21 protein-coding genes are annotated in these 20,104 nt (G+C 36.4%); 16 read left to right on the top strand and 5 right to left on the bottom strand.

The window, feature by feature from the left end; all coding sequences use genetic code 11:
- Nucleotides 1–114 precede the first annotated feature (114 nt).
- Nucleotides 115–2,730, top strand: a complete 2,616-nt coding sequence (gene mgtA, locus R8749_RS08970) for a magnesium-translocating P-type ATPase (protein WP_425613192.1) — start codon at nucleotides 115–117, stop codon at nucleotides 2,728–2,730.
- Here the strand turns inward: mgtA and R8749_RS08965 are convergent.
- The gene (locus R8749_RS08965; RefSeq protein ID WP_317696145.1) at nucleotides 2,705–3,148 is read right to left on the bottom strand and encodes an ASCH domain-containing protein; all 444 of its coding nucleotides are present in this window, start codon (nucleotides 3,146–3,148) and stop codon (nucleotides 2,705–2,707) included. The two genes, mgtA and R8749_RS08965, sit on opposite strands and share 26 nt — an antisense overlap.
- A 72-nt stretch (nucleotides 3,149–3,220) precedes the next feature.
- Between R8749_RS08965 and R8749_RS08960 the strand changes: the two genes are divergently transcribed.
- The 5 genes from R8749_RS08960 to R8749_RS08940 all read left to right on the top strand — a co-directional run bounded on the left by R8749_RS08960 (nucleotide 3,221) and on the right by R8749_RS08940 (nucleotide 9,030).
- Nucleotides 3,221–3,895 (top strand): response regulator transcription factor, encoded by a 675-nt coding sequence (locus R8749_RS08960; protein ID WP_425613230.1) that lies wholly within the window; start codon nucleotides 3,221–3,223, stop codon nucleotides 3,893–3,895.
- Nucleotides 3,892–4,866, top strand: coding sequence for a sensor histidine kinase (locus R8749_RS08955; protein WP_317696141.1), 975 nt, complete (start codon nucleotides 3,892–3,894; stop codon nucleotides 4,864–4,866). Before R8749_RS08960 ends, R8749_RS08955 begins: the two co-directional genes overlap by 4 nt.
- A 9-nt stretch (nucleotides 4,867–4,875) precedes the next feature.
- Nucleotides 4,876–5,634: an ABC transporter ATP-binding protein gene (locus R8749_RS08950; RefSeq protein WP_317696139.1), complete on the top strand. Its 759-nt coding sequence runs from the start codon at nucleotides 4,876–4,878 to the stop codon at nucleotides 5,632–5,634.
- Between the two features lie 440 nt (nucleotides 5,635–6,074).
- The gene (locus tag R8749_RS08945; protein WP_317696137.1) at nucleotides 6,075–8,045 is read left to right on the top strand and encodes an FtsX-like permease family protein; all 1,971 of its coding nucleotides are present in this window, start codon (nucleotides 6,075–6,077) and stop codon (nucleotides 8,043–8,045) included.
- 97 nt (nucleotides 8,046–8,142) lie between these two features.
- Nucleotides 8,143–9,030: an Rpn family recombination-promoting nuclease/putative transposase gene (locus R8749_RS08940; RefSeq protein WP_317696135.1), complete on the top strand. Its 888-nt coding sequence runs from the start codon at nucleotides 8,143–8,145 to the stop codon at nucleotides 9,028–9,030.
- Nucleotides 9,031–9,202: 172 nt separating this feature from the next.
- Here the strand turns inward: R8749_RS08940 and R8749_RS08935 are convergent, their stop codons facing one another.
- Nucleotides 9,203–9,619 (bottom strand): bis(5'-nucleosyl)-tetraphosphatase, encoded by a 417-nt coding sequence (locus R8749_RS08935; RefSeq protein WP_317696133.1) that lies wholly within the window; start codon nucleotides 9,617–9,619, stop codon nucleotides 9,203–9,205.
- A 97-nt stretch (nucleotides 9,620–9,716) separates the two neighbouring features.
- On the opposite strand from R8749_RS08935, the gene R8749_RS08930 reads away from it, so the two are divergent.
- Nucleotides 9,717–10,784: a S66 family peptidase gene (locus R8749_RS08930; protein WP_317696131.1), complete on the top strand. Its 1,068-nt coding sequence runs from the start codon at nucleotides 9,717–9,719 to the stop codon at nucleotides 10,782–10,784.
- A 23-nt stretch (nucleotides 10,785–10,807) separates the two neighbouring features.
- Here the strand turns inward: R8749_RS08930 and R8749_RS08925 are convergent, their stop codons facing one another.
- Entirely contained in the window at nucleotides 10,808–11,383 is a 576-nt protein-coding gene (locus tag R8749_RS08925; RefSeq protein ID WP_317696129.1) for a xanthine phosphoribosyltransferase, read from the bottom strand.
- A gap of 136 nt (nucleotides 11,384–11,519) precedes the next feature.
- On the opposite strand from R8749_RS08925, the gene R8749_RS08920 reads away from it, so the two are divergent.
- The 4 genes from R8749_RS08920 (at nucleotide 11,520) to rfbB (ending at nucleotide 14,234) form a co-directional block, all read left to right on the top strand.
- Nucleotides 11,520–11,807 (top strand): PspC domain-containing protein, encoded by a 288-nt coding sequence (locus R8749_RS08920; RefSeq protein WP_317696127.1) that lies wholly within the window; start codon nucleotides 11,520–11,522, stop codon nucleotides 11,805–11,807.
- Between the two features lie 105 nt (nucleotides 11,808–11,912).
- The gene (locus R8749_RS08915; RefSeq protein WP_317696125.1) at nucleotides 11,913–12,467 is read left to right on the top strand and encodes a shikimate kinase; all 555 of its coding nucleotides are present in this window, start codon (nucleotides 11,913–11,915) and stop codon (nucleotides 12,465–12,467) included.
- Nucleotides 12,468–12,476: 9 nt separating this feature from the next.
- Entirely contained in the window at nucleotides 12,477–13,271 is a 795-nt protein-coding gene (locus R8749_RS08910) for an alpha/beta hydrolase (RefSeq protein ID WP_317696123.1), read from the top strand.
- On the top strand, nucleotides 13,272–14,234 hold the full coding sequence (rfbB, locus tag R8749_RS08905) for a dTDP-glucose 4,6-dehydratase (RefSeq protein ID WP_317696121.1): 963 nt from the start codon (nucleotides 13,272–13,274) through the stop codon (nucleotides 14,232–14,234).
- Here rfbB and R8749_RS08900 read toward each other — a convergent pair.
- Nucleotides 14,197–14,781, bottom strand: coding sequence for a DNA-3-methyladenine glycosylase I (locus R8749_RS08900; RefSeq protein WP_317696119.1), 585 nt, complete (start codon nucleotides 14,779–14,781; stop codon nucleotides 14,197–14,199). The genes rfbB and R8749_RS08900 overlap by 38 nt on opposite strands.
- Nucleotides 14,768–15,163, bottom strand: a complete 396-nt coding sequence (locus R8749_RS08895; RefSeq protein WP_317696117.1) for a hypothetical protein — start codon at nucleotides 15,161–15,163, stop codon at nucleotides 14,768–14,770. Before R8749_RS08895 ends, R8749_RS08900 begins: the two co-directional genes overlap by 14 nt.
- Nucleotides 15,164–15,221: 58 nt before the next feature.
- Here R8749_RS08895 and R8749_RS08890 point away from each other — a divergent pair, with 58 nt between their 5' ends.
- The 5 genes from R8749_RS08890 to dcuC all read left to right on the top strand — a co-directional run bounded on the left by R8749_RS08890 (nucleotide 15,222) and on the right by dcuC (nucleotide 20,090).
- Entirely contained in the window at nucleotides 15,222–15,536 is a 315-nt protein-coding gene (locus tag R8749_RS08890; RefSeq protein ID WP_317696115.1) for a hypothetical protein, read from the top strand.
- A 23-nt stretch (nucleotides 15,537–15,559) separates the two neighbouring features.
- Nucleotides 15,560–16,435, top strand: a complete 876-nt coding sequence (locus tag R8749_RS08885; RefSeq protein WP_317696113.1) for an HNH endonuclease — start codon at nucleotides 15,560–15,562, stop codon at nucleotides 16,433–16,435.
- Nucleotides 16,432–17,412 carry a Gfo/Idh/MocA family protein gene (locus R8749_RS08880; protein ID WP_317696111.1) on the top strand — a complete coding sequence of 327 codons (981 nt, stop codon included), beginning with the start codon at nucleotides 16,432–16,434 and terminating at the stop codon, nucleotides 17,410–17,412. The genes R8749_RS08885 and R8749_RS08880 overlap by 4 nt, the downstream gene beginning before the upstream one ends.
- Before the next feature lie 15 nt (nucleotides 17,413–17,427).
- A complete protein-coding gene (locus R8749_RS08875) occupies nucleotides 17,428–18,417 on the top strand; it encodes a VOC family protein (RefSeq protein WP_317696110.1) in 990 nt (329 codons plus the stop codon).
- A gap of 263 nt (nucleotides 18,418–18,680) precedes the next feature.
- On the top strand, nucleotides 18,681–20,090 hold the full coding sequence (gene dcuC / locus R8749_RS08870; protein ID WP_317696108.1) for a C4-dicarboxylate transporter DcuC: 1,410 nt from the start codon (nucleotides 18,681–18,683) through the stop codon (nucleotides 20,088–20,090).
- Nucleotides 20,091–20,104: the final 14 nt, after the last annotated feature.

Here is a 20,104-nt window from a genome sequence, read left to right as displayed (position 1 = left end):
TTTATATTGTAGCTCATTGAGTTTAGATCTATAAAGCAAATTGATATACAATTAGTAATATAATTAAAGCAAAGAAGGGTTCAGCGGGCAGATAAAGATTCGCAATGAAAGTTAATGAAAAATCGTAAACGCAGTATTTCACCAAAGCAAGAAGAATTAAAGAAAATTAGTGCAATGACCTCATCGGACGTTTTAAAACAGTTAAAGTCGTCACCTAACGGACTTTTAAGCAGTTCTATTGAAGAGCTGCAGGAAAAATATGGTCTGAACACTGTTTCAAGTCAGCATGCCAAGCCATGGTATTTGATTTTGCTGTTTTCTTTTAATGATCCTTTTGTTTACGTGTTATTAATGTTGGCAATCGTTTCATTAATAACGGGTGATTTCGACGGCGCGACGGTAATGTTTTTGATGATTGCTTTATCAGTCGGGATCCGGTTTCGCCAAGAATATCGTTCTCAAAAAGCGAGCAGTGATTTAACCAAGCTAATCCAAAACACCAGTGCAGTGATTCGAGATGGAGTTGCCAGAGAAATTCCAATGGACGAAATTGTTCCCGGTGATGTGATTGAATTGCGCACAGGGGATATGATTCCAGCAGACGCTTATCTTTTTGAAACTAGGGATCTATTCATCAATCAATCCTCTTTAACCGGTGAATCAATGCCCGTCGAAAAAAGCACTGCACCCCAGGAAGTTGATGAAGAGGGAACAGCATTTGATCAGCATAATTTAGTTTTTATGGGAACTGATGTTCTTTCAGGCTACGGAAAAGCAGTCATTTTAAAAACTGGGCGCCATACTTTCTTTAGCGGAATTGCTCAAAGTGTCACCACTAAAAAGGCAGTTGGTAATTTCGAAAAAGGCATGCGCTCAGTCAGTAAATTTCTGATTTTAATGATGGTGGCGTTGGTACCGATTGTCTTTTTAATTAATGGATTGACGAAAAATGATTGGGGACAGGCGTTCTTCTTTGCAATCGCAATCGCAGTGGGCTTAACCCCAGAAATGCTGCCGACAGTAGTTAATAGTAATTTAGCCAAAGGCGCTCTAACAATGGCAAAAGAAGATGTGATAGTTAAAAGGCTTAATGCCATTCAAAGCCTTGGTGCCATTAACACGCTTTTTACTGATAAGACGGGCACTCTAACAGAAGATCGAGTTGTTGTTATGCGGCACGTGAATGTATTTGGTGAGGATAACGACCATGTTTTGCAGCTTGCGTATATGAATTCAAATTATCAGACCGGCTGGAGCAATTTAATGGATGCAGCCATTATTGAGTATGTTCGTGAGCACCCAGAGCAAGAAAAGACTCTACCACAGGGATTGAATAAGTTTGACGAAATTCCTTTTGATTTTTCACGCCGCCGCTCAACAGTAGCAGTTAGAAATGACGATCATCAATGGATGATTACGAAAGGTGCTTTTGAAGAAATGTTGAGCATCTCTAAGTACGTAATGATTGGCGAGAAAAAAGAGATTTTAACGCCAGAAATTAAAGAACAGCTGGCAAAAACTAACCGCAAGTTAAACGAGCAGGGCATGCGGGTTTTGATGATTGCTTATCGAATGGATCTGCATCAGGATAATGATTATACGATTGATGATGAAAAGGAAATGACGATCGCAGGTTTTCTTGGATTTCTTGACCCGCCCAAAAAAGATGCCGAAAAAGCAATTAAGCTTTTGCGGGAGCACGGGGTTAAAGTCAAAATTTTAACAGGCGATAACGCCATTATTACTCAGCACGTCGCTGATGACGTCGGGATTGATAACTTGGAAGTAGTTCAAGGACAAGAAATTGATCAGCTAGATGATGAATCATTACTGGAAGTAGTCGAGCATCACGATCTTTTTGTTAAGTTAAGTCCTGAACAAAAAGCACGGGTGATTAAAGTAATGCGCCATTATGGCAATACGGTCGGCTTTATGGGCGATGGAATCAATGATGCACCGGCTTTACGCCAGGCAGATGTTGGAATTAGTGTGAAGAATGCTGCTGATATCACTAAAGATGTTTCTGATATAGTCTTACTTGAAAAAAGTTTACTGGTGCTTGAAACTGGAATTGTCGAAGGCCGTAAAGTTTATGCAAATACGATGAAGTATATCAAAATGACAATTTCTTCTAATTTTGGAAACGCCTTGTCAGTTTTGATTGCAAGTATTTTTTTGCCATTTTTGCCAATGTTATCAGTACAGCTATTAGTTCAGAATTTAATCTATGATACTTCTCAAATGTCAATTCCGTGGGACAACGTTGACCGTGAAACTTTAATGAAACCGACACCTTGGCGGATAAAAGGACTATTTAAATTTACGGTTATCTTTGGACCATTGAGTTCAATTTTTGATGTTTTAACGTTTGTTACGCTGTGGACAATTTTTGGCGTTGGAGCACATGCAGGAAGTCTTGTGTGGCAGCATCTTTTTCAAGCCGGATGGTTTGTTGTGGGACTTTTAACGCAGACTTTAGTTGTCTATGTTTTTAGAACGCAAAAAGTACCGAGTATCAAACGGCATGCTTCTAACACAGTAATCCTTGCAACCCTGTTGGCAATATTTGCGGGATTAATTGTAGTATTAACTCCATTAAGAGTGGCTTTTGATTTCGGCCGTCTGCCAGGGACCTACTTCATCGCAGTTGTGATTCTAACGCTTGGATATTTATTAACGGTTGAAACAGTCAAACGGCAATACATTAAGCATTATCACGAATGGCTTTAAAAACTTCACAGACACAAGGAATTTCTTCAGTAAAGGTCTTTCCTTCATCGAGGCATTCTCTGGTAAAAAAATCTCGGTGAACATTTCTCCATGAAGCAAGTGTTCGGTCATCTTCACCTTCAAGATATGCGTGTTCGGCTGAAACATTTTTAAACGGCATAATTTCAACGCTCAGCGTTTGGGTAATACAAACAGGGTGTCCCTGTCCATCTAAAATGATGTTGTATTCACCGACTTGCGGCAATTTATCTCCTTTTACAAAGCGGGAGCTGGTTGCCGTTTTTTTGCCTTCTAGAACCAATTTTGCTAATTCATCAGCAGTTTTAGGATTATCACCAAAAGCCCATGCCTCATAAGCGGCATTTGTGAGTTTATTCTTATCAGCAAAAACTTGCCAATATTTTTCAATTTCGTTCATTACTAATTATCCAATTATATTTTTAATTGGTACAATTATAGCAATAGGAGGCATTATTTGCATAATAAAATTATGATCGTCGAAGATGATACGGTTATTGCTCAGACAATCAGCAAATTTCTAATAGAACACGGATACGAGGTTCAGATTGCTAAACATTTGAATGTAGTTGATAAAGACTTTTCATACTTTGAACCAGATTTGGTGATTATGGATTTAATGCTGCCATATTTTAATGGGTTCCATTGGTTAGAAATAATCCGCCAAACTTCAAAGGTGCCAGTCGTTTTTCTAACTAGTGCAGGAGATGATCCAAATCTTGTAATGGCAATGGATTTAGGGGCTGATGATTTTCTGGCAAAACCAGTCGAGCTGTCAGTCCTCCTTGCAAAAATTAAAGGATCACTAAGGCGGGTCTATCAGTACCAAGTTTCTGAGACGAAGATTACAGAAGGAGGTTACACGCTGGATATTGCTGATCACAAAATTTTAAATGAAACGGGCAGGGTGAGTCTTTCACCGATTGAAACCAAGTTATTGGGCTTATTATTTGAGAATATCGATCAGCTGGTAACTCGCGAACAGATGATTAATAAGCTGTGGGAAGGTGATGATTTTATTGACCGCAACACTCTCGCGGTGACAGTAAATCGCTTGCGAAAAAAAGTTGAGTCAATCGGCTTAGCGCCATTTATCGTGACAGTAAAAGGTTCGGGTTATAAATTGAATTTGGAATTAAGTAAATGATTAAATCTTATTTAAAAAGCCGCTGGCTGATAGTAGTAATTCCAATTGTTTTAATGGCAATTACCGCATTAATGACCGTTCTTTTAGTGCAGCCGTGGACGTTATTTCTCAATACAGTCTTTATTTCAGCAGTGCCCGTATTAGTCCTTTGGATTTGGGATTTTTTGAGATTTAAAAGCAGTTACCAAAATTTAGAGCACATCAAACAGTCTAAAGTTATTGATTTCGAGGAACTTCCTAAGACAAATGATGCTCTCAGCAGTGATTATCAGGAAATAATTAGATTTGAAGAAGAGAATCTTGAAGAATTAAAGACGCAGCTGGCAGATATTCAGACGGATATTATTGATACGCTGCAGCTTTGGACGCATCAAATTAAAACCCCGCTCACAGCGCTAGACCTCTTAATGCAGGTTGAACCAATTGATTCAGCTGCTGCTAGATTAGAGATAGAAAATATTAACCGCTACTTAAAAGTGATGCTCAACTATTTAAAATTAACGACCGTTAACACCGACCTGGTTTTGACCAAAATTTCTTTAACGCCATTGGTACAAGAGACGGTTAGAGATTTAGCAAAACTATTTATTGCTAAAGACTTAAAAGTTACTGTAGAAGAACTGCCAACTGTGGTTAGTGATTCGCAATGGCTGCGGTTTATCTTTGAACAGGTGCTCACGAATTCGATTAAATATACTTCTGAAGGTGAAATTAGAATATATGCCAAAGGGGACGCAATTATCTTCGCTGATACAGGAATTGGCATCTTACCAGAAGATCTTCCGCGAATTTTTGAACAAGGATATTCAGGTTATAACGGAAGAGAGAATCAGAAAGCCAGTGGATTAGGTCTTTATCTAAGTAATGAGATTGCTAAGAAGCTGGGACTTAAAATGACCGCCGCTTCTGAGGTTGGAAAATATACTGAAATTGCGATCCATTTTCCGCAGCAAGCTTGGGACGTTGAATAGGAGAATTTAATGAGTTCATTATTACGCCTAAAAAATGTAGAGAAAACGTACTATGGAAAGTTTAAAACTCACCCAGAAAAAGTCTTAAAAGGGATCAGTTTCGAGGTAGAAGCAGGAGAATTTGTCTCAATTATGGGAGAATCAGGCGCAGGAAAGAGTACCCTTTTAAACTTGATTGCAACACTTGATGAACCGAGCGGCGGGACAATTACCTTAGATGAAACGAATTTAAATCAAGTTCCTGAAGACAAGCGAGCAAAATTTCGCAGAGAGAATTTAGGTTTTATTTTTCAAGATTTCGATTTATTGGATAATTTTAATGTTCAGGACAATATTTTTCTGCCGTTGGTTCTCGCAAAATCGTCATTAGAACTAATGACCGATCGGTTAGCAGAAATTGCTCCGCGCCTTGGCTTAACAGATCTATTAAGTAAACGCCCGTATGAATTATCAGGCGGACAAGAGCAGCGGGTAGCTGCAGCAAGAGCAATTATTACTCAGCCTAAACTTCTCTTAGCTGATGAGCCGACCGGAGCACTAGATTCAAAAACTTCAGAAGAACTGTTAGATTTACTTGAAGAATTAAATGATAGAGGTCAAACCACTTTAATGGTCACGCATAGTGCAGTGGCAGCCAGTCACAGCAAGCGAGTTTTATTTATTCGAGATGGGATGATTTATCATCAGATCTATCGGGGGGAACTAAACCAAAAGCAATTTCTAACGAGAATCAGCGAGAGTTTAACCGCAATGTTAGATAAAGAATAATTTATAATTGTTGTTTAATAATATAAAACACTAGTTTTAATTTGTTTTGAATTTTGATAGTTTAAGGTATTATGAAAACTTTTAAATCTTTGATAAAATTTTCACTAATATTGTCGGTTATTTCTTTAGTAACCTACACGATGATAGTGATTGAAGAATCCATAATGGGCAATGATTGTGGTTTTATTTCTGTCTTCGTATTTTTATTATCCAATTTTCTTTCTATTTTGATGGTTCTTCTGTCTATTTTCATCTCATTTAGAAATAAATTGTACTTGTTGTCTCTTACAAATTTATTTGCTTTACCTTGCGTTAGTTATCCCTGGATCACTGATTCAATGAATGCAATATTTGAAATCACTTTGCTTTCGATGTTAATTGTAATTAACCTGATTAATATTTATTTGTTTAAACACAGGTACGAAAATACAATATATTAAATGAAATTTTATGCAAAATTAGCTTGGAATAATTTACTTAAATATCGCCGTATCTACTTGCCGTTTGTTTTGACAGTAAGTTTTATGATGGTGGTTACTTTAGTGATGCTAAATGTTTATTTTGCAAGCAAAGAATTATTTTCAGAAAATATTGTCAATTCTGTTCAAGTGTTATTTGTGCTCGGCAGTGCCCTAATGATGATTATGACCTTGATAATTGCTTGGTATGCCAATAATTTCACTTTGAGCCAGCAAGGTCAACAGATCGGGCTTTACAGTGTAATTGGCTTTAGCAAAAAAGAAATCGCTAAAATGATATTTTTTGAGAATTTTTTCTGCTTTTTGCTTACCCTTTTTACAAGTTCAATTATTGGGCTGGGATTTTCTCGTTTGGGGTATTTGATTCTTGCCCGCCTGCTGGATCTGCCGCTAATTAGTGGCTTTGGTCTGAATTTTCAGGCTTTTAGGATTGCAAGTCTAGTATTAATCGTCATCTTTATCTTTTTGTTTTTGCTGGATTTATTATGGATTTGGCAGAATAATCCCATTCAAATGGTTAGAGAAACAAATGCTGGAGAGAAAGAACCGAAAACCCGCTGGTTAATGCTTGCTGTCGGCTTGATTTGTCTTGTTGTAGGTTATTACTTAGCTCTTAAAATAAAAGAACCACTAGGCGCTTTGATTTACTTTTTTATTGCCGTTTTATTGGTCGTCCTTGGAACGTATTTCTTGTTTATTGCTGGAAGTATCTTTATCTTGAAAATGCTGCGGAAACACAAGCATTTTTATTATCAGCCGCGCCATTTCATTAGTTTGAGCAATATGTTGAGCCGGATGAAGCAAAATGGAGCAGGACTTGCTTCGATTACGATTTTAGTAACGATGACACTGATTACTATTGTATCCACTATTACTTTGTTTTTCGGGGTTAATCAGATTGTTCAAAAAGAAAATCCCGTAGACTTGCAATATGAGGTTCTGTCCAATTATCCCGATCCAATTTCAACCATTAGAAAATCAGCTGCAAAAAATGGAGTCAAAATTATTGAAGATCGGTTGCTTGAAATAGTTCCCAGTTATCAAATGAACTTAGATCATGATGAGTTAAAGCCGCTTAAAAGAAATGATTATTCGATTAAGTCGGTTATGAATCAACGCTTTTATGATATTAATGCGATGACTGTTAACAACCTCGACCAAATTAATAAGAATCACACTAGTTTGAAACCGAATGAAGTGATGATTTATAAATCAAATGGTTATTCGTATTCAAGAATTAAAATTTACGGTCAAACTTATCACGTCAAAGAAAGTTTGAATAAATTTTTGGACTTTTCCAGTCGAATCAGCATGAATACGATTTATTTAATCTTTGCTGACAAAAATGAATTAACTAAAGCTATGGGTAAAATTCAACACAAAAATCCGCGTTCAGTTAAGTTTACAAAGCATCATTTGATAACTTTAAAAGGGAGTAAAATTCAACAGTTAAAGATTAAGGATAGCTTGCCCGATGGGGTTTACGCCCAGTTTCGCGTGCTTGCATATGATAATACAAAGTCTGTTTTGAGCGGATTTTTATTTATCGGGATTTTGATCGGTGGGGCATTTGTTATCGCAACATTTTTGATTTTATATTATAAACAATTAAGTGAAGGGTACGCAGATGCCAGACGCTATCAAACTCTTGAACGGGTGGGCCTTTCTCGAACGGAAATCAAAAAGATAATTAATAGTCAATTACTGCTGCTGTTTTATATTCCTTTAGCCGTTGCAACATTGCACTGTCTTTTTGCCTTACCATTAGTTCAAAAAATATTGGATCTTTTTGGGATGTCTAATTTTAAAATCTTTCTGTTAGTCGGGCTTGTTGTTTTGATAACATTTGCTGTAATTTATGTCTTAATGTATAAATTAACTTCTAATGTTTACTATCGGATTATCACCCAGCGTCAAGGGCGCAGAGAATAGTTTTTCTCATGTTCTGAAAATAATTTGATGAATTTAAGAATTGGATCTCGTTTGCGTAATCTTTTATATAAGCCTAAAAAAGGAAGGATATATATAATTGCGCAAAAGAGAAATTTTACCATCAAATGATTTATTATTTAAAAAATTATTTGCGTCACCCAAGAACCGTCATATTTTAATCGGCTTCATTCATGATATGATCGGTTTAAACGTTGTAGATGTAATAATCGAAAATCCATATAATATTAGAACCTTTAAAGTGACGGAAGATCAGCAGGAATTCTTAGAAACAGAGGTTGATGTATTAGCCCGGCTTGATGACGGAAGTCTGGTAACCATCGAACTGCAGGTAAGAAGAGAAGCACATTTTATCGAACGTTCACTGCATTACCTGTCAGAGAAATATGTGTCAAATTATGCGAGAAGAGATCTAGAGAAATTAAAGGATGATATTAAAGAGGATAAATATGGGTCATTGAGACCAGTGTATGGGATTAACATCGTGTACTTTGATTTATTTAAAGAAGACAACAAAGCGTATCATCGATTTACGATGTATGATGTAAAGAATAAAATAGAGTTAAAGAATGAAGATGGCTTACCGCTGTTGAGTGTGGTATATTTTGATTTAACAAAGCCCCGAGACACGCTAGAAGGAGAGATGCCGTATTGGTACGATTATCTAAAGAGCAATAAAAAGGTTAAAGAAGCACCGGAATATCTGCAGGATGCATATAAAGTAACAAGTTATGAGAATTTAGAAATGGAGGAACGAGAGATGTTGGACGCAGTAGAGAGAGCGAGATCAAAGCTGGATGCACAGATGTTGTATGCCGAAGAAGAAGGCAGAAAAAGAGGCGAAGAGCAAGGCGTTAAACAGACTAAAATAGATACAGCGAAAAAGATGCTAAAAATGGGAATGAAAGTTGAAGAGATCCATGCTGTCACCGATTTAAGTGTCGAAGAGATTGAAAAATTAAAGTAGCTGTTTGTTCTTTTATTACAAACCTACCAAAAAACGCTGATAGAATTTAATCCGATTTGGATTTTAGTTCTCTCAGCGTTTTTATTTATATCTTTAAACAGCTTTTTGACGATATGTTCAGATGAATTCTTAATTATCAAAATTTTTGGGACTTATACATTAAGCTCGTTTTTTATTTACCGATTAAATAGTTATTTGCTTTTTTTAAAATTAATTTTAGAGTTTCGTAAGTTAAAGTCGTCCGAGCATCCTCGTAGTTAAACCAATCTAAGTGACTAATTTCGACATCTTGTTTGATTAGTTTAGGATTACCCTGAACCTCAGCTAGGTAAATAATGGTTCTTTTCTGATTTCCATTAGCAAGTGGGTATTCGTCGACTTCTCTAAAATCATTAGTATCAACATGAACATTTAAGCCGGTTTCTTCTCTGATTTCTCGTTCGGCCGCCTCTTGGTCAGTTTCGTTTCCCTCAACATGTCCTTTTGGAAACCCCCAGAAGTGAGAAGTGGCACTCTGTTCCAATAAATATTCAATTTTTCCCTTATTTTTTCTATAAACAACTGCACCAGTCGAAATTTCTAATGTCAAGTTGATGTTCCTCCCAAAGTTAATATTTATATTGTATCTCATTTACTGTATACTTTTGAAAAAAAAGAGGTCCAAAAATGTTACAAAACCCCAAAAATTGAAATTAGGTGATCAGGTTGCCGTTGTTAGTTTGTCATCAGGAGTTCTAGGTGAAGATTACGTAGTTCACCAGAGAAATCTCGGAATAAAGCGCCTTGAAGAATTGGGCTTAAAACCAAATTTTATGCCAAATTCTTTAAAGGGCCTAGATTACATAGAACGCCATCCAGAGGCACGGGCAGCAGATTTGAAAGAAGCATTTTTAAATCCTGAGATCAAAGGGATTTTTTGTGCTATTGGTGGCATAGACACCTATCGTTTGCTTCCGTTTCTAATGGAAGATGAAGAATTTATTCAAGGAGTTCAGAATAATCCAAAGCTCTTTAGCGGATTTTCTGATACAACGATAAATCACTTAATGTTTTATCATTTGGGGCTTCAAACTTTCTATGGACCAAACTTTTTAAATGATTTAGCTGAACTTGATTACGATTTATTACCATATACTAAGCAAACATTAGATCACTATTTTCATGATTACGAAAAAACAGATATTGTCTCGTCTCCAATTTGGTATGAAGAAAGAACCGGTTTTTCCAAAAAATCGCTGAAAACAGCAAGGAAAAGTCATCCAGAAGAACATGGATATGAGATTCTAAGAGGTCAAGGAGTAGTCACTGGTGAGCTGCTTGGCGGGTGTTTAGACAGTCTGCACGATATGATTCATACTACTATTTCAGAAATTAGTGATGAAGATAAAGTTATTGCTAAGTACCACATTTTTCCATCAAATGAAGAGTGGCAGGGGAAAATATTATTTATCGAAACTAGTGAAATGTGTCCTGATTCAAAATTGTATCGGCATATGTTAGAAGACTTAAAAAGGCGAGGGATTTTTCGAAGAGTGAAAGGTATTATCGTCGGCAAACCGCAAAATGAGAAACATTATGAAGAATATAAATCAGTCTTATTAGATGTTACCGAAGAATTTCAGCTGCCGATTATTTACAATGTTAACTTTGGTCATAGCTATCCTCGAACGGCGTTGCCGTATGGAGCAAAGATCAAGCTTGATTTTGATCAAAATAAAATTATCATCGACGAACCATTTTTTAGGACAAACTAAAAAAGCCATTCGTAGAGAATAGCTTAGTCTTCGGTAAATATCACTTCACCATTTTTAAATTCAGCGATTCTTGCGAGAGCTTCAATTCGGATGTTGTGTTCTTCGAGCAGTTTGCGACCGCGCTGGAAAGTTTTCTCAATTACAATTCCAACGCCTTCAATATTTGCTCCAGCATCTTTAGCAATATTTAAAAGGCCTTGAACTGCTTGCCCATTTGCGAGAAAGTCGTCAATAATTAAGACATTTTCATCGGGGTGAAGGAATCTCTTATCGATGATAATTTGATTGTTAACTTGTTTTGTAAATGAATAGACATCTGCGGTGTAGACATTGTCTGGTAAGGTTAGAGATTTATGCTTGCGGGCAAAAACTACAGGCAGCTTCATCGCATATCCTGTCATTACAGCAGGAGCAATCCCTGACGATTCAACTGTTAAAATCCGGTCTGCTTTAGTATCGGCAAACAGTTTCGCAAATTCTTCGCCAATCTGCATCATCAAAGTTGGATCAACTTGATGGTTTAAAAAGGAATCAACTTTTAAGATATCGTCGTTTAGGATTAACCCATCTTTTTTAATTCGTTCTTCCAGAATTTTCAATTTATTCTCCCATTTTTCAGCTTTTCTCAAGAATAATTTAAAGATCAAAAAATATCAACCAAAAATCCACCTTTTGACTGATTAAGAGTGAAATACAATTCGATTATAATATCTAAAGATAGAAAAGGAGTTAGTCATGATATTTCTTTCATTTATAGTTTTTATTTGTATGATTGTTTTGCTGCTGCCATTTATTTTAGCAGCTTTTATTGGACGGCTCTTAGGGCTTTATAAGTCTTCAGATGATCGAGTTTTAGCTGGAGTTTGTGCAGGGGTGGCAGATCGATTTGACGTTTCTCCAGGACTAGTTCGTTTAATTTGGCTCATTGCCGTTCTTTTCTTTAGTGTTGGATTCTGGTGGTATGTTGCTTTTGCAATCGTGCTGCCGACTGAGCGTCACGACAGCCATTATGATGATTTTTAATTTAATTAGGTCGCTTTCGGGCGGTCTTTTTCTTTGAATAATAAATGATTTAAAAAGATTAATAGAAAAACGATCTTTTTTCTTAATTAAGGATAAAATATAGATATGGAAAATGCAGAAGAAAAAGAAACAATAGTACTTATGGGCTTCTCTTCGATATTTCAAAGCAGGATCGGGAGCCATTTGGCAGATCAGCTGGAAGTTCCTTTTTATGATCTTAATGAAGAGGTCGAAAAACTTCTCCAACGTCTCCCTCCTGACCAAGTAAATGAAATTGGCTGGGATGAGATTAATACGGTCGAAAAGACCGTTTTAGCTGATTTGATTACGAAAAAAGGAGCAGTAATTGCAGCAAATTCTGATTTAGTTGATGACGAAGAAAGCTTCAATATTTTAAAATATTCTGATACAGCAATCATTTATTTACACGGGCGTTTTACTGAAACGGTTGCTAAGTTTATTGCGTCACAATTATTTTCCAGTGAAAAAATTGAGCAATGGGTCACTGATATTTTTCAAATTTTATGGCAGGTTAGAGATCAAGAATATCGAAGTATTGCTGATTTAATGGTCGAAATAGACGGGAAGGAACCCGAGCAGGTTGCTAGAGAAATTGCTGAATTTATCACGATGGAAGTTGGCGAAGACGACTTATTTTAGAGGGGAAAAATGGCGTTATTACATCTTAATTATCGTTCAAAAGTTTTAGGTCTAGATCAAGAACTATCAGTTATTTTACCGGAATCAGTGGATTTAGAAGATCAAGAATTAACTGATATTCCAGTTATCTATTTATTACATGGTATGGGAGGTAACGAGTTAACGTGGCTTAGAAATACCCGCTTGGCTCGCCTAGTTAGACATACTAAAGTTGCAGTTGTAATGCCATCAACAAGTCTTGGGTGGTATACGAATACAACTTATGGGATGAATTATTTTGATGCCCTAGCAATTGAACTGCCGGAGAAAATTCATGAATTCTTCCCGCAGTTATCTACCAACAAAGAGAAAAACTTTGTTTGCGGCCTTTCAATGGGTGGTTACGGGGCTTTTAAATTTGCTTTTGGTACCAACCGCTTTTCATATGCTGCATCACTTTCTGGAGCATTAGACCTCAATGCAATGGATCACAGTTTAATTAAAGATGAGCAGCAATTAGCTTATTGGCAAGGAATCTTTGGTGATATTGATCAATTTTCTGGGTCGAAAAACGATTTATTTACAATGGCAAAAGAGCAAGTAACTCATCAAAAAGATTTACCGCATCTTTTTGTTTGGATTGGCACCGATGATCCTTTGTATCAGTCAAATCAGACGGCCGTCAAAGAATTTAAAAACTTAGGCTATGATCTTAAATATCAAGAGGCAAGAGGACGGCATGAATGGTATTACTGGGATCAACAGTTGGAGGAAGTTTTACGTTGGCTGCCGATAGATTATATTGGAGAGGAACGTCTCTCATAAATGAAAATTTTAGTAACTGGCGGCCTAGGATTTATCGGCTCTAATTTTATTTGCTATCATCAAGAACATTATCCCAACGATTATATTGTTAATATCGATGCCTTAACCTATGCTTCAAATACAGATAATTTAGCTGGAATTAATCAAAATAATTATCAATTTTATAATGCCAATATTCTTGACCAAGGATTATTACAAGAGATTATTCAAGGATCCAAAATTGATCTCATTGTGAATTTTGCAGCAGAGTCCCATGTTGATCGATCTATTGATAATCCGGAAGTTTTTGTTAAAACTAACGTTGAGGGAACTTTCTCTTTGTTGGAATTGGCCTACCTTGATCAATTGCGCTTAATTCAGATCTCGACTGATGAAGTTTATGGCACTTTGCCGCCTGATGAATATGCCTTGGAAACAGCTGCTTTAAGCCCTAGTTCTCCTTATGCAGCCAGTAAAGCGTCAGCTGATCTTTTGGCGTTATCTTATCACAAAACTTACGGTTTAAAACTAAATATTATTCGATCGACTAACAATTACGGGCCTTTTCAGCATTTGGAGAAATTTATTCCCAAAACAATCACTCACTGCCTAAGTCAAAAACCAATTCCCGTCTATGGAACTGGTAAAAATATGCGAGATTGGCTTTATGTAGAAGATAACGTGCGGGCAATTGAACTGGTCATTCATCATGGCAAAGATGGCGAGATTTATAATGTTGGTGCTAATAATGAGATTTCTAACCTTGAGGTAGTAGATTCAATTCTCAAAGAATTAGGAGCAGATCGTAGTTTAGTGAATTTTGTAGATGATCGGCCGGGACACGATTTAAGATATGGAGTTGATGTTAAAAAAATTACTGCCTTAGGCTGGCAGCAAAAGTATGCTTTTGCTGATGGGCTAAAAAAAACGATCGAGTGGTATCAAACTAATCCTGAGTGGTGGAATCATGGAAATCACAGCTGACTTCATGATCATTAATGATGCCAATTGATTGAATAAAGGAGTAAACTATCACGGGGCCGACAAATTTAAAACCTCGTTTTTTAAGATCGTTAGAGATTTTAATACTTAGTTCATCTTTAGCGGGAACAGGGTTATTGACATCAATTTGGTGGTCAATTGTTTGGTAGTTAGTAAAATGCCAAATATAATTGTCAAAGCTCTTAAATTCTTTTTGAATTTGAAGGAACTGTTTGGCGTTGTTAATGGCAGCAGTAATTTTCTGGCGATTACGAACGATACCCGCATCCTGCATGAGTTTATCAATCTTGGCTTGATCAAAAGATGCAATTTCGTGATAATCAAAGTTATTAAAAGCTTTTTGAAAATTAGCTCTTTTAACAAGGATAGTCTGCCAGCTTAGACCTGCTTGAAACATTTCTAAAGTTAACATTTCAAATATTTTCTGATCGTCATGAACGGGGACTCCCCATTCTTCATCGTGGTATTTAATTTCGATGTTATCAGGAGCTAAATTTTTAACCCATTGGCAGCGTTTAATCTTCGGCATGGTCGATTCCTTCCGCGTTATCTAGAATGTTAGCCTCGTTAAATTTAATAAATGAATTAACTAAATTCGTTGGAAATTCTTGATCCCAAGGAATTTGGATTGATTCAGAATTGAATTTTATTTTAGCAGTCTCAATATTTTTTCCAAAATGTTTAAGGGCCGGAGCTCCCGGCTTAACAACAATTGATTGATCTGAAGCATTCAGGCTAATGATCGGCTGTCCATTTAGAAAAAACGAAGGATGACCGTTTCTTAGTTCAGGGTAAGCATTAAGTTCTAAGGTTAAATCAATTTTAATTAAAAGATGATGAAATTTTTGTTGGTGCTCTGCTGGTTGGATTGTTTTTAAATATGCACCAAAAATATCGTCTAATTCATTCATAGTTTTTCTCCCAAGTTCATAATGTTATTATAACCATAAAGTAAAGGTGGAAGTGTTTATGACAGTTTTTGATATTATTAAAATTACAGAATTGGATCACGATTATTTTCCTTCAAATAAACTAGTGATGACTGATCTTGAAGGAAAGCCAAATTCACTTTTGACCGACTTGTTACGAGATGTAGTTACTAAAATTGAAATCTTATTGGATTTTAGCGAAATGAATAGTTCTGATGAAATTATTTCCTCTCTTAAGAAAGTTACGCCCTTGCCAGACGATGTGCTTGACGAGTATGCAAAAATTCTTAACCAGCCGGTTAGAGGAATAAATTTTGCTAGTAAAAGACAGGAATTAGAAATTATTTATAGTTAATGAAATTAAAATGTGTAAACTGTTTGCTTAGATTAAGTCCTCATCACTTTATTAAAGGAAAGAAGTGCTTTAGTATTTGTGATATTTGCCGTGATCGAGGACTTGAGGCAAACGATTATTTTAACTATAGCAGCGAGGTTTATGCTGAAATTTCTGAATTAGTTTATTTTGGTGCGAATCATTTAACTAAGCAAGATGAACTTGAATTAACATCTTCTAAGCGCAAGCTAATTGAATCCATTATTGCGGGTTATGATGATGCGAGTGTTGTAGTAAAAAAAGGGATCAGCCGCCATGATTTAAATCAGCAGATTATTGCGTACGAAAACAATCAAATTCAGATTAATGACATCGGGAGTTTTTTTGATAATTTAGCTCAGCTGGGTTTTCAGGTTGACAATCTGCATGATCTTCAAAAGATTGATTATACAAGCCGGATGCTGATTTATAACCGTTATCATAATCGGTGTCAATATTGCGGACGGAAAGGTTTTAGCATCGATCATATGAAGCCCGTCTCTAGCGGTGGGTCCAATGATTTAGATAATTTGACGTTATCGTGTCGTGAATGCAATAAGCTAAAGCGTGATATGCCTTATGAATGGTTCGTGGAATTTAACCTCGAGACCAGACAAATTAATCAGCAATTGGTGATTTTTGAACACAAAATTGATTTATTGGTTGAACGTAAGGAGAAATTAAGCCGGGAGCTTAATGCTTATATGCATCGAACTGGGATTACAGTTGATGAGAGAACTACCAATTACCGTGATCAAATTAAAGCTCAACAAGGTTTACTCGATGGGTTAAATAGTGATTATAATAGTTTAAGAGAGCTCAGAAAAAGTTACATTAATGCTCGTTTTCAAATGTATAAATTAGAAAAGAGAGAAAGATGACTTATAAATTAGGAGTAATTGGAACCAGTTGGATCACGAGTCAGTTTGTTGAAGCAGCCCAAGAAAAAAATCAATTTTCTTTAACGGCAGTCTATTCAAGGCACCTTGAATCAGGACAAAGGCTGGTGGATGAGTTTGGACAGGGCACAGCTTTTACCGATCTTGAACAGTTTTTAAGCAGTGACATTGATGTCGTCTATATCGCAAGTCCTAATAGTCTGCACTTTTCACAAACTAAGGCAGCTTTACTTCATCGTAAAAATGTAATTTGTGAGAAACCAGCAGTTGCTGATCCCGCACAATTAAATGAAATTAAGGAAATTTTAGAAGCTGATTCAGAAATCTTTTATTTTGAAGCTCAGCGCAATCTTTATGATCCAAATATAAATATCATTAAAGACTTACAAGAACAGATTGGCACAATTGATGGCGCATCGCTCACTTATATGAAGCGTTCTTCTAAATTTGGAGCGGTAGAAAAAGGTGAGCTGCCAAACGTGTTTTCAACTGAATTTGCCGGTGGCGCATTGTATGACTTGGGAGTTTATGCGGTGGCATTTGCTGTAGAGCAGTTCGGGAAGCCCCAAAAAGCTTTTTATGATGCAAAGATGCTCGATATTGATCACGGATCTGATATTTTTGGTCTAGGGCTTTTAAAATACCCTGATTTTTCAGTTGAAATAAAAATTGGTAAATCTGTTACTTCTTATGCACCAACGGAGATTTATGGCGAAAAAGGGACGATTATTATTACCAATCCCGCAGATCTAACTGAAGTAAAATTGGCACGTTCTTCAAAGGAGATCGAGAATTTATCACTACCTACACAATCCAATCCGTTAAGCTATGAAGCTAACTCATTTTATTGGACGATGTATAGAAATGATCGAATCCAGATGTTTGAACAGTTTGAAAAAACTATCGCTGTCAGCCGAATTTTAAAAGAAATGAGAGATTGCGCAGGAATCGTTTTTTAAAAAAGGAAGTGTAAAATGGATATTCATCATATTTCTTTATTGACAGAAGATCTTGAATTAAATATTAAATTCTATACTAAAACTTTAGGTCTTCGTTTTGTTAAAAATAGTGTTAATCAGGCTTATCCACGTCGCCGCCACATTTACTATGGCGATTTTATGGGAACTCCGGGAACAGTAGTAACGTTTTTCCCAGTCTCTCCATTTCAAGAACGAGTTGATGGCGATCATTATTGGTCGGGAATCCATTTTGCAATTCCGCGGGATTCATTGATTTACTGGCGTGACCGGCTGCAAAATAATGGTTTTAAGCCAACAGTAGATTCTAAGCACATTCTTCATGTCTTGGATCACGATGGAGTTCACATACAATTTAAAGAACGCAGCGAGGAGCTTTACGACTGGCATATTAACTATAAGTCAGATATTCCGGCGACAAAGCAAATAACTAGAATTATTGGAACCGACCTGCATGTCCCGAACATCGAAAAAACTGCTCAGTTTTTTACTGATTTAATGGGGTTAAATGTTCGGGATCAAAAAATCGTTTTAGGTGATCGAGAAGAAATCTCTTTGTTTGAAACGCCGTCCGATGCACCGAAGAAACGCTGGGGGCGAGGGTCAGTTGATCATTTTGCTTTAGCGGTTGAATCAAGCGAAGAATTGCATCAGTATTGGGATCGGGCACAAGAAAACGGTTGGACGCGGGAATTGCTAACCGATCGGGGTTATTTCCGCTCAGCTTACTTTATTGAACCTGGTGGCTGTCGCGTGGAACTGGCAACAATTAATCCAGGATTCACCGTCGATGAATCTTTGTACAATTTAGGAACGACTTTTTCACTGCCGCCGATTTTAGAGAAAGATCGGAAAGTTCTGACCGACTTTTACGCCGAAAAGAATGTTAATTTCGATGAAGTAGAGCCCTATACTGGTAATGGCTATATCAACAATCAGCCACTAAAGCCTTTAAAGGGCGATGTTAAGAATATGAGTAATAAGTAGAATGGATGCTGAAAAGCGTCTTTTTTATTTAGTTTAATAATGTATTTTTAAACATTTAGATGCATTAAACGTCAATTAGATGTATCATTATTTCATAGATGCATTATTTGGGGCAGAAAAGTCGTAGTTATTGAGATTAGGATTCTGATGATCCTTGTGTAGAAGCACCATGTAATGCACAGGGATCAGTAGGGTCCTATTTTTAATTTCATCTAAACCAAACTCATCTATAATGTTAATTATTTTATTAGGAGGATTTGTTAGTGGAAGCTTGGTTAACAATCATTATTAGTTTGATTGCGGTAGGTGTTCTGGTTTACATGTTATTAAAGAAAAATGACATCAAAATGACGCTAATTTCTTTAGGAGTAATTTTGATGTATCTAGCAATTCTGATGGGTAAGCACTTGAAAGTCAGCGTTCCAACGGGTTCAGTCTGGCTTGATCCTTTTCAGGATTTGGTAGATAAGTTTACTACGACATTAGTAGGTCCTGGATTTATAATTTTAATATTAGGCGGATATAACGCTTATATGAATCAAATTAATGCAAATCAGGTCACAATTCAGGCTTTAACAAAACCGGCTAAGAAAATTAAGTCGGTTTATTTGCTAGTCCCGATTGTTTTCTTAATGGGGAATCTTCTTTCACTAGTAATTCCAAGTGCTGCTAATTTAGCAATCATTTTGTTAGCAACCCTTTATCCGGTTTTAAGAGCAGCAGGAATGTCACGATTAAGTGCAGCAGCAGTTATTGCAACATCTGCGACAATAGTTCCAACGCCACTCGGGTCAGATAATGTTGCAATGGCGGCTCAGTTAAAAATGCCGGTCACTGAATATGCATTTCGCTATCACGCGATTGTTTCGGTCCCGACAATTTTGGCAATGGCTGTCATTCATTATTTTTGGCAGAAATATCAAGATAAGAAAAATCCTGAAAACTTTTCTTACGATGCAGAATTAAAAGCTCAAGAAGAAGATGAGCCTAAGAAAACAGCCGATGCTCCTAAAGAATATAAGGGTTTCACAAAATTTATTTATGGAATTTTGCCGTTGCTGCCAATTATTCTTTTATTACTATCATTTCTGATTAATATGATAACGAAGCAAAATTTAAGTTTAAGTGTTCAGATTGTGACGATGATTAGTTTTTTAATTGCCATAATTGTAGATGCTTTTTCAAAGAAAAATTTACAGGCGGTTTTAAAAGATACGAATGTTTTCTTCGATGGAATGGGCAGCGTCATGAGTATTGTTGCTCTTTTAGTTGCCGCTCAAGTCTTTGTCGAAGGATTAACTTCAATTGGAATTATCAATTTAATTCAAAATTCAATGAAACAGATGACAAGTTCGGGCGTGATTCTGCCAATTATCATGGTGCTCTTCACCGCAGTTATCGTTTTGCTTAGCGGCAGCGGGGTAGCATTAATTTTCGCTATGATTCCATTAATTATTCCTTTGTCCAAAGCAGCCGGGATTACACCACAGGCATTATCAATTCCAATTCAATTATCAGGTAATTTACTTCGAGCGGTGTCTCCAGTCGCTGCAGTAATTTTAATTGTTGCAGGAACGACAAAATTATCACCAGTCCAAATTATTAAACGAACTTGGGTCCCAATGGTCTTCGGGGTAATTATGGTTGTTATCATGTCTTTAATAATTTTTTAGAATAGAAAGGATAA

This window comes from Xylocopilactobacillus apis, assembly GCF_033095965.1.
In the GTDB taxonomy this organism is placed as follows: Bacteria; Bacillota; Bacilli; order Lactobacillales; family Lactobacillaceae; genus Xylocopilactobacillus; species Xylocopilactobacillus apis.
This window is presented reverse-complemented; position numbering and strand designations above follow the sequence as displayed.

Coding starts and splice junctions, on each gene's coding strand:
- mgtA (WP_425613192.1), top strand. CDS start 115: ATGAAAAATCGTAAACGCAGTATTTCACCAAAGCAAGAAGAATTAAAG.
- R8749_RS08965 (WP_317696145.1), bottom strand. CDS start 3,148: ATGAACGAAATTGAAAAATATTGGCAAGTTTTTGCTGATAAGAATAAA.
- R8749_RS08960 (WP_425613230.1), top strand. CDS start 3,221: ATGATCGTCGAAGATGATACGGTTATTGCTCAGACAATCAGCAAATTT.
- R8749_RS08955 (WP_317696141.1), top strand. CDS start 3,892: ATGATTAAATCTTATTTAAAAAGCCGCTGGCTGATAGTAGTAATTCCA.
- R8749_RS08950 (WP_317696139.1), top strand. CDS start 4,876: ATGAGTTCATTATTACGCCTAAAAAATGTAGAGAAAACGTACTATGGA.
- R8749_RS08945 (WP_317696137.1), top strand. CDS start 6,075: ATGAAATTTTATGCAAAATTAGCTTGGAATAATTTACTTAAATATCGC.
- R8749_RS08920 (WP_317696127.1), top strand. CDS start 11,520: ATGATATTTCTTTCATTTATAGTTTTTATTTGTATGATTGTTTTGCTG.
- R8749_RS08915 (WP_317696125.1), top strand. CDS start 11,913: ATGGAAAATGCAGAAGAAAAAGAAACAATAGTACTTATGGGCTTCTCT.
- R8749_RS08910 (WP_317696123.1), top strand. CDS start 12,477: ATGGCGTTATTACATCTTAATTATCGTTCAAAAGTTTTAGGTCTAGAT.
- rfbB (WP_317696121.1), top strand. CDS start 13,272: ATGAAAATTTTAGTAACTGGCGGCCTAGGATTTATCGGCTCTAATTTT.
- R8749_RS08900 (WP_317696119.1), bottom strand. CDS start 14,781: ATGCCGAAGATTAAACGCTGCCAATGGGTTAAAAATTTAGCTCCTGAT.
- R8749_RS08895 (WP_317696117.1), bottom strand. CDS start 15,163: ATGAATGAATTAGACGATATTTTTGGTGCATATTTAAAAACAATCCAA.
- R8749_RS08890 (WP_317696115.1), top strand. CDS start 15,222: ATGACAGTTTTTGATATTATTAAAATTACAGAATTGGATCACGATTAT.
- R8749_RS08880 (WP_317696111.1), top strand. CDS start 16,432: ATGACTTATAAATTAGGAGTAATTGGAACCAGTTGGATCACGAGTCAG.
- R8749_RS08875 (WP_317696110.1), top strand. CDS start 17,428: ATGGATATTCATCATATTTCTTTATTGACAGAAGATCTTGAATTAAAT.